17 protein-coding genes are annotated in these 14,218 nt (G+C 70.2%); 13 read left to right on the top strand and 4 right to left on the bottom strand.

The genetic code is table 11. The features are described from left to right. Window positions 1-153: 153 nt before the first annotated feature. The 4 genes from MFF24_RS20335 to MFF24_RS20325 all read left to right on the top strand — a co-directional run bounded on the left by MFF24_RS20335 (window position 154) and on the right by MFF24_RS20325 (window position 2,054). A complete protein-coding gene (locus MFF24_RS20335; protein ID WP_238226806.1) occupies window positions 154-519 on the top strand; it encodes a hypothetical protein in 366 nt (121 codons plus the stop codon). A 175-nt stretch (window positions 520-694) separates the two neighbouring features. Next, window positions 695-820 (top strand): hypothetical protein, encoded by a 126-nt coding sequence (locus tag MFF24_RS28870; protein ID WP_283214526.1) that lies wholly within the window; start codon window positions 695-697, stop codon window positions 818-820. Between the two features lie 180 nt (window positions 821-1,000). Then, window positions 1,001-1,225, top strand: coding sequence for a hypothetical protein (locus MFF24_RS20330; RefSeq protein ID WP_238226804.1), 225 nt, complete (start codon window positions 1,001-1,003; stop codon window positions 1,223-1,225). 496 nt (window positions 1,226-1,721) lie between these two features. Beyond that, a complete protein-coding gene (locus MFF24_RS20325) occupies window positions 1,722-2,054 on the top strand; it encodes a hypothetical protein (protein ID WP_238226802.1) in 333 nt (110 codons plus the stop codon). A gap of 79 nt (window positions 2,055-2,133) precedes the next feature. Here the strand turns inward: MFF24_RS20325 and MFF24_RS20320 are convergent, their stop codons facing one another. Then, the gene (locus tag MFF24_RS20320) at window positions 2,134-2,976 is read right to left on the bottom strand and encodes a hypothetical protein (protein ID WP_238226800.1); all 843 of its coding nucleotides are present in this window, start codon (window positions 2,974-2,976) and stop codon (window positions 2,134-2,136) included. 636 nt (window positions 2,977-3,612) lie between these two features. Here MFF24_RS20320 and MFF24_RS20315 point away from each other — a divergent pair. The 5 genes from MFF24_RS20315 to MFF24_RS20295 all read left to right on the top strand — a co-directional run bounded on the left by MFF24_RS20315 (window position 3,613) and on the right by MFF24_RS20295 (window position 6,307). Beyond that, window positions 3,613-4,092 (top strand): hypothetical protein, encoded by a 480-nt coding sequence (locus MFF24_RS20315; RefSeq protein WP_238226798.1) that lies wholly within the window; start codon window positions 3,613-3,615, stop codon window positions 4,090-4,092. Between the two features lie 92 nt (window positions 4,093-4,184). Further along, window positions 4,185-4,406: a hypothetical protein gene (locus MFF24_RS20310; protein ID WP_238226797.1), complete on the top strand. Its 222-nt coding sequence runs from the start codon at window positions 4,185-4,187 to the stop codon at window positions 4,404-4,406. 122 nt (window positions 4,407-4,528) lie between these two features. Further along, window positions 4,529-4,993, top strand: a complete 465-nt coding sequence (locus MFF24_RS20305; RefSeq protein WP_238226795.1) for a hypothetical protein — start codon at window positions 4,529-4,531, stop codon at window positions 4,991-4,993. Between the two features lie 117 nt (window positions 4,994-5,110). Next, complete coding sequence (locus MFF24_RS20300) at window positions 5,111-5,653, top strand: hypothetical protein (protein WP_238226793.1); 543 nt, start codon at window positions 5,111-5,113, stop codon at window positions 5,651-5,653. A gap of 87 nt (window positions 5,654-5,740) precedes the next feature. After that, the gene (locus tag MFF24_RS20295; RefSeq protein WP_238226791.1) at window positions 5,741-6,307 is read left to right on the top strand and encodes a hypothetical protein; all 567 of its coding nucleotides are present in this window, start codon (window positions 5,741-5,743) and stop codon (window positions 6,305-6,307) included. Here MFF24_RS20295 and MFF24_RS20290 read toward each other — a convergent pair. Beyond that, window positions 6,304-6,876, bottom strand: a complete 573-nt coding sequence (locus MFF24_RS20290; protein WP_238226790.1) for a metallophosphoesterase family protein — start codon at window positions 6,874-6,876, stop codon at window positions 6,304-6,306. The two genes, MFF24_RS20295 and MFF24_RS20290, sit on opposite strands and share 4 nt — an antisense overlap. Before the next feature lie 89 nt (window positions 6,877-6,965). Further along, entirely contained in the window at window positions 6,966-8,420 is a 1,455-nt protein-coding gene (locus tag MFF24_RS20285; RefSeq protein ID WP_238226787.1) for a site-specific integrase, read from the bottom strand. 604 nt (window positions 8,421-9,024) lie between these two features. Between MFF24_RS20285 and MFF24_RS20280 the strand changes: the two genes are divergently transcribed. Next, window positions 9,025-10,161 (top strand): hypothetical protein, encoded by a 1,137-nt coding sequence (locus tag MFF24_RS20280; protein WP_238226785.1) that lies wholly within the window; start codon window positions 9,025-9,027, stop codon window positions 10,159-10,161. Between the two features lie 79 nt (window positions 10,162-10,240). On the opposite strand, the gene MFF24_RS20275 is transcribed toward MFF24_RS20280, so the two are convergent. Further along, window positions 10,241-11,107, bottom strand: a complete 867-nt coding sequence (locus tag MFF24_RS20275; RefSeq protein ID WP_238226783.1) for an alpha/beta fold hydrolase — start codon at window positions 11,105-11,107, stop codon at window positions 10,241-10,243. Window positions 11,108-11,293: 186 nt separating this feature from the next. Here MFF24_RS20275 and MFF24_RS20270 point away from each other — a divergent pair, with 186 nt between their 5' ends. The 3 genes from MFF24_RS20270 to MFF24_RS20260 are packed head-to-tail and all read left to right on the top strand — an operon-like array spanning window position 11,294 to window position 14,159. Further along, window positions 11,294-12,343, top strand: a complete 1,050-nt coding sequence (locus MFF24_RS20270; protein ID WP_238226781.1) for an iron ABC transporter substrate-binding protein — start codon at window positions 11,294-11,296, stop codon at window positions 12,341-12,343. Continuing rightward, window positions 12,340-13,389: a FecCD family ABC transporter permease gene (locus MFF24_RS20265; protein ID WP_238226779.1), complete on the top strand. Its 1,050-nt coding sequence runs from the start codon at window positions 12,340-12,342 to the stop codon at window positions 13,387-13,389. Before MFF24_RS20270 ends, MFF24_RS20265 begins: the two co-directional genes overlap by 4 nt. Beyond that, window positions 13,386-14,159, top strand: a complete 774-nt coding sequence (locus MFF24_RS20260) for an ABC transporter ATP-binding protein (RefSeq protein ID WP_238226777.1) — start codon at window positions 13,386-13,388, stop codon at window positions 14,157-14,159. The genes MFF24_RS20265 and MFF24_RS20260 overlap by 4 nt, the downstream gene beginning before the upstream one ends. The last annotated feature ends 59 nt before the right edge of the window (window positions 14,160-14,218 follow it).

The following is a 14,218-nucleotide window of genomic DNA, read 5'->3' as shown; positions in this document are numbered from 1 at the left end:
TCGTCCAAGATCTCGATCGCCGCGCGCCGGTCGACCTGCACTCATGACGAAATCAAACGGGTCTAACTCCACGGGCCGCACGTGCCCCGGCCGTTGATCCTTGCTAGGCGCAGGCCGAGGATCCCTGCGTACGTCACGCTTGGAGATCCGCACGTGCCCCACCAGCCCACCGAGACCCACCCCTCTACCCGCCGCGCCCGCCGCATGGCCGGGGCCCGTCGCCGGGCTCAGGCGTCGCGCGACCGGCGCAACGCCGAGCGCCTCGCACTGCAGGCCGCCGCGGCCGAGGCCGAGGCCCTGCGCGCCCGCCTCGGCGTCGCCGACGCGCTGGTGGACGCGATGGTCGAGCGCCACCGCCAGCTGCGCGAAGAGACCGGCCAGCGCTCACCGGCGGTGCCGGTCGGCGACGTCATCCGCATCGCCCGCCACGCGCTCGGCTCCGATGTGCCCGAGGCTGAGGCTGCGATCAGGGAGCGACTTGGCGCCGCTCTGACCCGGCCCGCCGCCCCCGCGGCCTAGGGCCATGGTGCGACGCGGAGGTCGGTCCGCGTGGCTCCCAAGACTCTTGTTGTTCACGGCGCATTTGCTGGAATCCGAACTGGCACGGAGCCTCGCTTAGCGAATCAATGTGACTGGAACTGTGAGGCCGCCGTCGAGGAAACTCCGGCGGCTATTTTTCCCATAGGGGGTGCAGGTGTCGCTGGCGGTGCGGGTCGACGTGGCCGAGGCGGAGCGCGAAGCGCAGGCTTTCCAGAGCTTCGGCCTCACCCGCTTCCCGCGGGCGGTCCAGTTCGCCCTGACCGGCGTCGTCATAGATTGACCCAGCACAGCTACAACGCGCCGGAGGGCACGGACGAGATCACCTACGCCGCTTTCGGCAAGCCGGCCGCGTCCAGCTGGCTCTGCCGCCGCCGGTTCGCCCGCAAGGGCCGGTTCGTCCCAAGTTTTATGGCACGGTCGCCTACTGCGACGTGGCCCCGGCGGCGGAGGCCCGATCCCGATGACCGTGAACAATCTCGTCATCACCAGCATAATCTTCGCGGCCGGATCGAAGAACGGCACGTTCCTGATGCAGACGAACGCCAACCTGGCGATCGCCGTCGGGGACAGCTTCGCCCGCATCTGCCCCCAGACGCAGGACGCAAATCTTTCGGGCATCGACATCGCTGTCCGCTATCAGCTGCCTGAAGCACAGGGGGGAGGGCGGAGCACGTGCACAGTATAGGGCGCACGCGCTCCACCCAAAAATCGTTGAGACTTTCGTTTCATTCTATATGAGTAACGGGGGGACAGACTTCGGAGTGAATTTCAATCGCCCCGATAATAGGCCGCACGACCGCATCTGGATCCGACCATATCCACAAGGTTATCAGAGCCGGGTAGGGCGGCCGATCCCGCCGGTACTGAGGGGGCTCTCGGGATGGGGCGGGAATACCCTAAAAAACTGTGTAACGATTCTCCCACGAACTCACTAAGGCCAAAAATCCGCCTTTTATTGAGTCGCGAGAGTCGCTTAAGCATTCTTATTTTTCTCTTACGCTGGAAGGCGCACACGGGCCGACGTCGGTCCGACAGCGGGCCGACGTGCGCCTGACGTCGGCCTGCGGGGCCTTCCGCGGGCTCCGGCGGCCAGGGATGCCTTAACCGTCCCCTGCGTCACCCCGTTGACCGCGGAGTCCCCCTAGATTCTCCTGAGCTCACCCCAGACACGGAGACACCCTATGAGCATCGCGACCGACATCAGCCTCGACGCAGGCAGCCGCCTCGGCATGGTCGGCGCGTTCGCCCACCTCGGGGTCCAGCGCGCCATGGCCGACATCAAGCGCGAGCAGCGCCGCGAGACGAACGCCGTCGCCGACGTCGCCGCCCGCCTTCGGGAGGCTCGGCTCGGTCAGGTCGCCGCCCTGCGCCGAGCGGCCGCCGCCGAGGCCCGCGCCGCTGAGGCCGAGGAGGAGGCTGCGGGAGCGAAGCGCGAGATCCGGCTGCTCCGCGAGGCTCTCCGCGCCGAGCGAAGCCTGACCGCCGGGCTGAAGGAGATCTGCGGCGTCGCCTGACAGGCCGGGGGGCCGCGCAAAGGAAAGGGCCCGCCGGTCATCCCGGCGGGCCCTTCTCGTTCAGGAATCTCTGGATGGTTCAGTAGGTGCCCCGCGGGCGGTAGCCTCGGGCGTACCGAGGCATCTCGTCCGCGGTCCCGTCGAAGCGGGGCTCCGGGCGGGCCGGCGTGGCGGAGGGTCCGCGCTTCATCATCTCGGCCACGCCCGCCCGGTCACTGGCCATGCTGCGCTTGGCCCTCGCGAGAATGTCGGCTTTCATCTCCTCGGTGACCAAGGTGGGATCGACCTTTGGCGCCGGGCCGACCGGCAGCAGTGTGGGCAGGAGAGGCGAGACATCCGACGCCTTCTCGGGCATCACGTGCCGCTTCAGGGCGTCCGGCGCCATCGCGAGAGCCGTCTCGATCTGCAGGTGCGAGAGCTCGCAGATCCACTCGGCCGCGGGCTCCGAGATCCACTGGATATGGGGAGCGAGCGCCTTCACGCCGCCGTCGCGGTACGCCTCAACCGCGTGCTGCAGGAAGTGCCCATGGCCGACCCGGGGGCGCTGCCGCTCGAAGAAGCCGTCGTCGTTGCCGGCCGCCTCCGCGATGCGCTTGAGTTCGTCGTCTGTGACCGCAGCGCCCTCGGCCAAGGCCCGGCCGCTGATCTGGGGCGACGGGAGCATCGAGCCGACGACCGATCCGAGCTCGCGGGCGACGGCGCCGGGCGCCTTCAGCGCGACCTCGGCGGTCACCGCCGCGGCGTCCGCGGCGACGGAGGCGCCCTGGCCGGCGAGGCGGCCGGCGGCGCGGGCGCGGTCCCGGAGCCAGGGCAGGCGTCGGGTGGCGGGGGAGACCGCCTCCTCGAAGGCGTCCGACATGAAGTGCCAGGCGCCGCTCATGGCGCGGGCGATCGAGGCGAAGAGGCGGGCGAAGAAGTTCATGTGATCGGTTCTCTGGCGGGGAATCGGCCCGATGCCGTCCCCTCTGCCCAGAGCGTGCGTGCGTCACATGCAAGTATCCACGCGGCGCACGGTCGTCCCGGCCCGCAGGACCACCCGCACCGCCTGGCTTGGGCTCAAGCTGATTGATTCACCTATCGGCAATCATCCCTTCACGCGTTAGTTGACCACGACCCATCTTTGGACCCAGTATACCCTCGTCGGCAGAAGAGCCAAGCGAATCCTGCAGGGCGATCAATCGAGGGGTGGAGAGAATGTGGCCCGAATTCAGAATGCCCGCCGCGGAGCTGCGGCGCCGCTTCACGGCAGGGGAGAGCTACCCTGCGGTCGCCCGCGCGGTCGGGGTCGGTGAGCATGCTGTTCGGTACCTATCCGAGCAGCTCGGCTTGCGCGAGCGCGACCGCGGCGAGCGGCGCTCCCGTGAGGTCTTCATCTCGGCGGTCGTCCGTGGGCCGTCGGCGTGGCGCCCGTCTAGCCGCACGAGGACCCGCTCCTGTGGCTTTCCGTCTGGATGCCCGACTACCTCGCATTCGCCCTGATAGCCGAATGGGCCGGCGTCGCCGGCATGCGCGACCCGACCTCGATAACCGCTGCCCCCCCTCAACTAGGAGAGCTGACGTGACCGACTACATGCCGTTCCACCCCGACTCGGCCCGCCGCCTCATCATGCAGTTCCAGGATGAGGCGGCGGGCCGTCACGAGGACTACGAGCCAACCGCGGAGGAGCTGCGCCTCGTGATGATCGAAGCGCTCTCGGAGACGGAAGGCGTCGATGTCTGGGCAGGCCAGCTCGGCTGCACGCCGGAGACCCTCGCGGCCGTGCTCGAAGGGCGCGAGCCTCCCGCCGGAGACATGCTCGACATCCTCGGGATGGAGCCGATCCCCGAGAGGGGCATCTACGCGGACCCGCTCCTCGACCGGCAGGCGTACGCGATTCAGCAGTGGCGCTGGTCGAAGGCGCCGACCTGCTCGACGTATCTCGCGACGAAAGCACTCAATCGTATTGAGCGTGGCAAGGCCGATCCAGCGCTCTTGAAGAAGTGGCGCAACGCCTTCGCGATCGGCGTCGCCACCCCGAAGCCCCGCGAAGAGAGGTGAACGAATTAGTTCACTGAAACTTGCCGGCAAAGGTTCAGTGAACGATCTTGTTCACCAAGGCGACAGAAGGTCTCCCCTCAAGGAGCCCCCCGATGACCCAGCCTCCGGCCGCTGCCGCCAAGGAGGCCCTCGACCTCAGCTTCGACCTCGACCTCCCCAGCTTCTTCCCCGAGCTCGCCGGCGAGTGGACGGAGCCCTCGGCCGAGGCCTGGGACGCCCTGATGCGCCAGGTCACCGACTCCGAGTTCCGGGACCGCCCCCTCCCCAAGGTCCTCCTCCCCCTCCACGGAGAGCCCCTGGACCTGACGTTCTGAGCCAGCCGCCGGGGCAGCAGCCCCGGCCCTTCCTCCAGCCGCCTCCATGACAAGGCGGCTCGACGAGGGGCCAACAACGACAAGCCCGCCCCCTCCGGGCCAGCAACACAGGAAACAGCAACGTGACGACGTTCTTCATCGCCGTCCCCGCCCAGCACCGCACCGCGATCTTCGGCGCTGGGACGACTGCCCAAGCGGCCATCGACGACGCGGTGCGCTGGGGCAACTCGAGCGGCAAGCCGGCCTCCGAGGTCTGGGACGCTGTGCCGGCCACGGAAACCCTGCACAACCTGGTCCTCAGCGCGGGTGCGCCGGCCAAGTGGAGCGAGATCACCGTGGGGGCGCAGACGCTCCAGTGCACGACCGACGAGGCGGACGCCGTCGACATCGCCGAGGAAATCCTGGGGGTCGTCGGCGAGAGCATCGACAACGGGTCGAGCCTCGACAGCTGGACCGGCGAGAACGCGATCGACGCTTACGCCGAGGACGCCGACTGGTCCGACGACGTCGAGGCCCGCCCGGCCCTGCGCAAGGCCGTCGCCGCTGCGATCGACGCCGAACTCGCAGACTGGCGCGCCCAGGCCTGACGACGACAGCCGGGGCCTCGAGCCCCGGCCCTTCTCCGGGCCGCTCGATTCAAGAACGGTCCCGACGAGGGCCGGCACGCCTCCCTCGTGAGAGGACCCAACCCGATAGGATCGCCTATGTTGTTCTGCACCCCGGCCCCTGGCCTGTCGCACGCCGGCATCCTCGCCTGCTGCACCCTGACCGGCCTCTCCGACTATGATCTGCACAACCTGCTCGAAGGCCACACCCCGGTCCCGACGGAGCCCGAGCCAACGTACCTGGAGCTGACCGCCGAGGAGCAGGCCCGCGGCTGGCTCCAGCAGGCCGAGCAGCGCGTCCAAGAGGTCAAGCGGCGCGGTGGCACGAGCGCCGAGATCGTCTCGGCCCGGCAGCTCGTCGATCAAGCCCACCTCCGCGTGACCTTCGCCATGGCGGTCGAGGCAGTCGGACCGCTGGACGCCGGGCGGACGCTCGAATTCGATTGGAGCGATGGCCGGCACTACGAGGTCTGCGACGAGGATGACGGGATCCTGTTCCACGTTCCGCGGACGATGCGGCCCCAGGACGTGCACTGGGCCCTCGCGATCCACGACCGCGCCTTTTCCAAGGGGCTTGTGAAGGGGCGGGAACTGGTGCGGAAGCCGATCCTCACCGCCTTGGGGTTGCTCGATGACGAGTGAACGCTCCTGTTCACTCGGCAAGGTTCAGTGATACGATCCGTTCACCCCGGGGCACCGTCCCCGGGGTCGCACATCATGGGGAAATCCATGGGAGCACGGGAGTTCACCACCGAGGCCGAGCGCACCCGGCGCCGCGATCACGTCGGTGCGGTCGGAGACGCCGCCTTCGGCAAGCGCCGGAACTGGCATCCCGACATGGCCGAGGCGATCAAGGCCGTCACGGGCAGGGAGATCGGGCGCGCCCGGATTGCGCAGTGGTTCCTCACGACAGCCGACATGAAGCCAGTGCCCCTTTGGGTGATGGCCGCCCTACCGGAGATCGCCGCCGCGGCGGCGGCCGACCTGCGCGAGCGGGCTGGCGCCCTCGACGCCGAGATTGCCGAGATGGAGGACGAGGGCAACTCGCCGGCCCAGGGCGAGCCCGACGCGCCAGAGGAGTCCGTGCAGGAGTCCGAGCCGGCCGCGGCGGAGGCTGCCCCGGACGACGGGCCGGCATTCGACATCGACGCCCCCTATCTGATGGTCGACGCGGGGCTGGTCCCCCGTCGCGAGCCGGAGCACGAGCCGGAGCCCGAGCCAGCCCCGCCGACTGGCTGGCGCTCCAAGTTCGCGGAGGAGAACGCCCACTGCTGGCGCAGCATCGTCTACCGCTAGCCCTCGTCGACTGGGCCGCCTCGCTTCTCGCGCACGAGGCGCTGCTCCTCCGGCTCGATCTCGGACCGCTCCAGACGGGCGATGATCTCGCCGAGGCTGACCGGCTGCAGGTCCCAGGCATCGACACCGACGTCAAGGCTCTGCCGCGTCGGCGCCATCAGGTTATGGACGTGCCCGTAGCAGTGGATCGCACTCCCCATGCTGCCCCGCCACGCGCGCATGGGGTAATGCGACAGGACCCATCGGCGGCCGTCCATCGCCACCTCGACGAGGTCGCGCGGCGGTTCGGCCCAGGGGAGGGCAAGGGTCGCCTCGTGGTCGTGATTCCCTCGACACAGTCTCTTGGTCCCGTTGAGGCGGTCGAAGATCTCCCGCAGCTGGGCCGGCTTCAGGTTCAGGGCGAAGTCCCCAAGGTGCCAGACGTCATCGCCGGGGCGGACGCGCGCATTCCAGGCCGCGATGAGGTGCTCGTTCATCGCGGTGGCGTCCCGATCGCTGAAGGGACGCCCAGAGAGGCGGGCGATGGCGGCATGGCCGAAATGGCCGTCGGCGGTCAGCATGATCGACATGGAGGCCTCGATTTTTTGGGTAGGCCCCGGCGTGGTGCGCTCTCAGGGCCTCGAATGGACGGGTCGGGGGAGGGGGTGGCCTATCAGTTTCATGATGGCCTCCGGCGGGCGCGGGCGCGCAAGCTCTGGACCTCGCGGATCGGCGAGCCGTCGAGCGGGGGGAGCCTCAGCTTGGTGATCGCCTCCTGGGCCCGGCGCATGTCCGGCCCCTCGCTGTAAACGTCGAGAGTGATGCTGCCGCGCTTATGCCCGACGATCGCGGCGATGAGCTCGTCCTCGACCCCGGCCTGCTCCATGCGGCTGATGAACCAGCGCCGGAAGGAGTGGAAGTTCACCAGCGAGCGCCGCTTTCCCTCGACCACATCGTCGACCCCAACTTCGCGCCGGTAGTCCGTGAAGTTGTTCGAGGCCTTGAACGAGCGCTCGCGCATGGAGCCCTCCTTCCGAACCGGTGGATACTCCGTGAACAGGTCGTCATAGGGGCCCTTGCCCTCGATCCGGCGAGCGATCACAGGTGCCAGGTCCGGGTGCACGGGGACGAACCTCGCGTGAGTCTCCTTCTTCCGGGGCTGGAACAGGAGGCAGTCCGAGTCGGTGTCGCAGACCCGCAGGTCGACGATCGCGTCGAGCCGGGCGCCCGTGAGAGCCCCGATCATCATCAGGTCGAGCAGCTTCGCCGGCGCCGGACCGGTGAGGAGCCGGGCGATTTCGGCGTCCGTGAACGGCCGCTCCTCCTCGCCCGGCTTCGGCCGCGCCCCCTTTAGGCCGACGCCAGCCCAGGGATTCACGCCAGCCGCCGGGACCCGCCTGGCGAGATACTGCCAGTAGCTCGACAGACGCGACAGGTACTTGTTGCACGTCGCCGGGGCGACCCCGGCGCGCCGCGGCAGGTCCTCGGCGAAGGCATGAGCGCGCATCGTGTCGACGCGCTCGATGAGCGGGTCGACACCGTTCTCGTCGAGCCACTGCAGGAGGAGCCGGAGCGCGCGCTCGTCGTCGGCCTTGGTGCGGTGCGCAACCTGCGAGGCCTCAACGTAGCCCTCGTGCCAGTCGGCGATTGGCGTCCCCTTGCCGTAGGCAACCTGCCCGAACCGGCGCGCCTCTGCCTCAGCCTGGGGGCGGAGCTTCCAGCCCAGGCTCGGGCCATCCTCGTCGTCGGCAGGGAGCACGACAGGCTCGGCGTCGCGGGAGCGGATCTCCGCGGTGCGCGCCGCGATGATGGCGTGGTACTCGTCCCACTCCGCCTGCGGGGCGTTGCGCTCACGCGCCTCCCGGGCCCACTTCGCCAGCTCCATGGCCTCGCGGGTCTGGGATTGCTTGGCCTTGCCGATCGAAGCGAGCGCGACGTCGATCTGCTGCTTGAACTTCGCGACGTAGGGTCCCTTCAGGAGGTTGGCCGTGCGCAGGGAATCCGTGCCGAGATCGTGTCGGAGCTTGGGCTTGCCGATGATGTCACGGACAGCCGCGGGCACGTTGACGGACACGCGCCAGCCCTTACCGTGTTGTTCCAGATAGGCCCTCTCGGACGGCACGACCCGCGGCATCGATCACCCCTACCGGCCCCATCTCAGGACCCGGGTTAGACCCATGCCCTAGACCCCAAAGCAGAACAAGCTCAGGGACTTCGTTGTTGCAGAATGGGTTAATGGATTCTTGGGTAAGTCTCCCCTCAGCTCCACCAGGTTTTCCCGGTGCGGAAAACCTAATGGTGGCCGAGAGTTGGCGAGTTTTTCGCCTCGCATTTCACACAGTTTGACCTGTCAGGAAACGGTCCTACGGTCGCACCCTTTGTGCTGCCGCCGGGCTGGTCCGTAGCGGTCAAGGCTTGAGCCTTCGCAGACCTGTGCCAGGGTCAGGCCGCCGGCAAAACCCGCCGTCTCTCGTCAAATGCGACACCCGCGCCGACGGCCTGAGCGAAGCGGCAGGCGACCGTGGCCCTTCGACCGCCACGCCGGCGTGAACCCTGCTCAGATCGGCACCTTCGATGCAAAGCGTATCCACATAATGCTCTGCACTTTACAGCCAAGCTTGCTGCCATAAGCGAACGCATAGACGCGAGCCGAGACTTTTTTCATTCACGTCGTTTTTTGCAGAACCCTTTCGACACTCGCGACGTTTTGAGGCGTCTCAAGTTTCGGAGGGAACGTCATGAAGACGATTACCATGGGTCTTGCCGCGCTGCTGATGAGCACGTCGGTCTACGCTCAAAGCGCGGCCACCGGTGGATCTGAGCGCGGCGGCATGCGGGGCGGCACCGAGCAGTCCGGCGGACAATCCGGCCTGTCGGGCGGCGCGCGCGGCGGCATGGAAGCCAGGGGTGGCGAGGCGAGGGGCAGCGAGGCCCGCGGGGGCGGAAGCGCCATGGGCGCCGAACGCAGCGCCGCGCGGGGCGATCAGGACCGCGGCGCAGCCGGCCGGGGCGAGGCGGCGCGCGGTGACATGGCGCGGGGCGAGCGCGGATCGGAGCGTAATATGGACGGCCGGGCCGGCCGCGACAGCGCCGAGCGCAGCGACACCATCCGCGACAGCCGCACCCGCGCCGAGCGGACCGACCGGATCCAGGATCGCACGCACGACCGCACCCATGTCAGCAGCCGCACCGATGTGCGCTCCACCACCGTCGATGGCGGCTATCGCCGCGAGGGCCGTTACGTGTTCATCGGCGGCCAGCGCGTCGTGTACGGCTCGCCCGAATACCGCCGCCTGATCGTCACCGAGCGCCGCAGCACCGGTCCGCGCCGCTACGTCACCATCCGCGGCCAGCGGGTGATCTACGGCTCGCCGGAATATCGCCGCCTCGTCAGCGTCGGCGAGACCCGCCGCTACGTGACGATCCGCGGCCAGCGCGTCCTCTACGGCTCGCCCGAGTACCGCCGCCTCTCCACCACCGTCTCGACCACCGAGCGGCGCGGCGGCACGGTCAATGCCGGTTTCCGCGAGCGCAGCGAGATCCGTGGCTCGGAGACCCGCACCGACCTGCGCAGCCGCAGCAGCGAGACCCGCGGCAGCGAGCGCAACGAGATGCGCAATGAGATGCGCGCCTCCGACCAGACCCGCGGCACCGAGCGCGGCGGCCGGTCGATGGAGCAGGGCCGGGGCGGCGAGGGCATGCGCAATGTCGGCATGCGCGGCGAGGGCAACGAGCGCGGCGGCGTTCGCAACGCGTCCGAGCAGGGCGGCGGCATGGGCAACACGGGCGGCAACCGCGGCGGTGCGCAGCGCGGCGGGACAGAGTCCGGCGCGCGTGGCGGCACCGAGGGCGGCGCCGGCATGAGCGGCCGCTGATCGCCTCTCGCCATCGCGGGAATCCAAAGGGATCATCCCTTTGGCGGAGTGCCGGGGCAGTGCCCCGGCACGCGTCCGTTCAAGAGGGCCGCAGGAACGCGATCAGCGCCGCGTTGACCGCCTCCGGCGCGTCGTGCTGCACCCAGTGGGTCGCCTGCGGAAAACGCTGCAGGCGGCCGTGCTCGCACAGGGCCAGGCTCGCCTCGGCGAGGCCGGTCTGGAGCGCCTGATCGCGCTCGCCCCACAGGATCAGTGTCGGCGCGGTAATCTTCGGCGGGTGCCGGTCGCGGGGGAGCCGAGCGAGCGCCCGGTACCAGTTCAGCATCGCGGTGACCGCGCCCGGGCGCAGCCATTCCCGGGCGTAGAGGTCGAGGTCGGCCTCGCTGAAGGTGCCGGCCTGGCTCGAGCTGCGCATCAGCGCCCGCAGGAGATGCCCCCGGCGCGCGCTCAGCAGCCGCTCGGGCAGCAGGGGGAGCTGGAAGAAGCCGGCATAGGCGCTGCGCAGGGCCTGCCCCGGATGGCGCCGGAGATAGGGGCCGAACACGCCCGGATGGCAGGCGTTCAGCACGGCGAGCCGCTCGACCCGCTCAGGGTGGAAGCTCGCGACCCAGAACGCGACGAGCCCGCCCCAATCGTGCCCGACGAGGTTGAAGCGCGCGAGCCCGCAGGCATCGGCGAGCGCGATCACGTCCTGAGCAAGCCGGTCGAGATGGTAGGCGGCGATTCCCTTGGGCCGGTCGCTCAGGCCATAGCCGCGCTGGTCGGGGATGAGAAGGCGCAGGCCGTTGTCTGCGAGCGGCGCGATCTGGCGCCGCCAGCCGAACCAGAATTCGGGAAAGCCGTGCAGCAGGATCGTCGGCGGCCCGTCCGCTGGCCCCGCCTCGGCGACATGCAGGCGCAGACCCCGGAGGTCGACGTGGCGGTGGCTGACGGCCGGATCGGGCATCGTTCGGGGCAAGCTCGCGGAGGATCGTTGGGGATAGGGGTGCTCGGCCAACCCGAGAGGGCCGGCGCGGTTCGGGGGCGAACGCGATCGAGCATGGTCCCGCATCGTCTTTTCAGACAAGCCGGCACCACCTGCCGGGGCGATGCTCTATAGCTAGCGTCCGATCACGGGAGACGCCTTGCCCCGATGCCGCTGCTCCGCTGCCTTCTCGCGCTCGCCTGCCTGTGGCCGGCCCTGCTGTGGTCCTGCCTCGCGGCGGCCCGGCCCTTCACCGACGCCGCCGGGCGGCGGGTCGAGGTGCCGGAGCGGGTGACACGGGTGCTCGCCGCCGGGCCTCCCGCGGCAGTGCTGCTCTCTACCCTAGCGCCCGATAAGATGATCGGCTGGCCGCGCGCGCCGAGCCCGGAGGAGCAGGCGTTCCTCGCCCCGGCGCTGCGCGATCTGCCCGCCACCGGTCGGCTGACGGGGCGGGGCGGCAGCGCCAATGTCGAGGCGGTGCTGGCGCTCAAGCCCGACCTCATCGTCGATGTCGGCAGCACGGCGGCGACCTACGCCTCACTGGCCGACCGGGTTCAGGCGCAGACCGGCATTCCCTACCTGCTGCTCGACGGGAGCTTCACCGCGACGCCCGAGACCTACCGGACGCTGGGCGCGCTCATCGGCGCGCCGGAGGCCGGCGAGGCGCTGGCCGCAGAGGCGGAAAAGATCCTGAAGACCGTGGCCGTGGCGGTGGCCGCGGTGCCCGAGGAGAAGCGCCCGCGGGTCTATTACGGCCGTGGCCCCCGCGGGCTGGAGACGGGCCTGTCCGGCTCGATCAACACCGAGATCATCGAGGCGGCGGGCGGGCGCAACGTGGCGGGGCCCGGCGCGGGCGGGCTCGCCGCGGTCTCGCCCGAGCAGGTGCTGGTCTGGAATCCGGACGTGATCATCGCTCTCGATCCCGATTTCCCGAAGCTCGCCGCCGCCGACCCGCTCTGGAACGGGCTGAAGGCGGTGCGCGAGGGCCGCGTTCACGCTATCCCGACGCTGCCCTTCGGCTGGGTCGACGCGCCGCCGGGGGTCAACCGCCTGATCGGCCTGCGCTGGCTCGCCGGCCTGTTCTTCCCCGAGCAGTTCCCGCAGACACTGGGCGACGCCGTGCGCGACTTCTACCGGCGCTTCTACCGGGTCGATCTCACGCCGGAGCAGCTCGACCGCCTCCTGCGCGACGCCGCCGGGCCGGGGCCGACCCGGTGAGCGAGGCCGCGCGCGCCGCCCAAGGCCGAACCGCGCGGCGGCGCAGCCTCTCCCTGGCGGTGCTGGCGCCGGCCGCGCTGATCCTGCTCGTGCTGGTCTCGCTCGGGATCGGCCGCTACCCCGTGCCGCTCGCCGACGTCCTTGCGGTGCTCCTCGCGAAAATGTTCGGCCACGCCACCGCGCTCGACCCCGCCGCGCAGACCGTGGTGCTGAACGTGCGCCTGCCGCGGGTGTTCGGGGCGCTCGTGGTCGGGGCCGGGCTCGCGGCGGCGGGGGCGACCTATCAGGGGCTGTTTCGCAATCCCCTCGTCTCGCCCGACATCCTCAGGGTCTCGGCCGGCGCCAGCCTCGGCGCGGTGCTCGGCATCGTGCTGGCCCTGCCGGTGGCAGCGGTCCAGGGGCTCGCCTTCGCCGGAGGCCTCGCCGCGGTCGGCGCCGTCTACGGCGTCGGGCTGGCGGTGCGGCGGCACGATCCGGTGCTGACACTGGTGCTCGCTGGCGTCGCCGTGGGGGCCTTGCTCGGCGCCGGGATCTCGCTGCTCAAGGTGCTCGCCGACCCCTACAACCAGCTCCCCGCCATCACCTTCTGGCTGCTCGGCAGCCTTGCTTCCGTCACGGCGGGCGACATCGCCGCGATCCTGCCGGCGATGGCGCTCGGCCTCGCCCCCCTGGTGCTGCTGCGCTGGCGCGTGAACCTGATGAGCCTCGGCGACGAAGAGGCCCGCGCGCTCGGGCTCGAGACGCGCCGGCTCCGCCCGGTCCTGGTGGCGGGCGCGACCCTGGTGACCGCCGCCGCGGTCTCGGTGACGGGGGTGATCGGCTGGATCGGACTGCTCGTGCCGCACGTCGCCCGCCTGCTGGTCGGGCCGGATTTCCGCCGCCTGCTGCCGGCCTCGATGCTGCTCGGCGCGGGCTACCTCATCGCGGTCGATCTGATGGCCCGCACCCTGGCCCCGATCGAGGTGCCGCTCGGCATCCTCACGGCGCTGGTCGGGGCGCCGTTCTTCCTCTGGTTGCTGGCCACGGGCAAGCGGGGCTGGGCATGATCCTGGAGGTCCGGGATCTCGCCTTCGGCTACGGCGCCCGCGCGGTCGGCTCCGGGGTCAGCCTGACCGTGGGGGAGGGGGAGGCGCTCTGCCTGCTCGGGCCGAACGGTGGCGGCAAGACCACGCTGTTCAAGACGATGCTCGGCCTGCTGCGCCCGCTCGCCGGGAGCGTCCACTTGGACGGCACCGACCTATCGGAGTTGCCACGTCGCGAAGTGGCAAAAAAAATCGCCTACGTGCCGCAGGCGCACGCCGCCTTCTTCCCGTTCACCGTGCGCGAGGTGGTGCTGATGGGCCGCGCGAGCCGGCTTCCCGCCTTCGCCAGCCCCGGCCCGGCCGACCGCGCGGCGGCCGAGCGGGCGCTGGCGACGTTGGGCATCGGCCATCTGGCGGAGCGGATCTACACTGAGGTCAGCGGCGGCGAGCGCCAGCTCGCGCTGATCGCCCGCGCGCTCGCGGGCGAACCGCGGCTCCTAGTGATGGACGAGCCGACCGCGAGCCTCGATTTCGGCAACCAGGCGCGGGTGCTGACCCAGGTGCGGCGCCTGTCGGAAGCCGGGATCGCCGTGGTGCTCTCGACCCACGATCCCGGCCACGCCTTCCTCTGCGCCGACCGGGTCGCGCTGCTGCATGGCGGGCGCCTCGTCGCGCTGGGGCCGCCGGCCGAGACGGTGACGCCGGAGCATCTCCGCCTGCTCTACGGGGTCGACGTCGCGGTGGTGCCGCTGCCGGGGCAGGGGCGGACGGTCTGCACGCCGCTGATCGGGTGAGGGGTTTCGGTCGCGCGCATCCCCTCGCCCCGCTTGCGGGGAGAGGGGGAATCCGGCGG

Origin of the sequence: Methylorubrum aminovorans (assembly GCF_022179725.1) — a bacterium.
In the GTDB taxonomy this organism is placed as follows: Bacteria; Pseudomonadota; Alphaproteobacteria; order Rhizobiales; family Beijerinckiaceae; genus Methylobacterium; species Methylobacterium aminovorans.
This window is presented reverse-complemented; position numbering and strand designations above follow the sequence as displayed.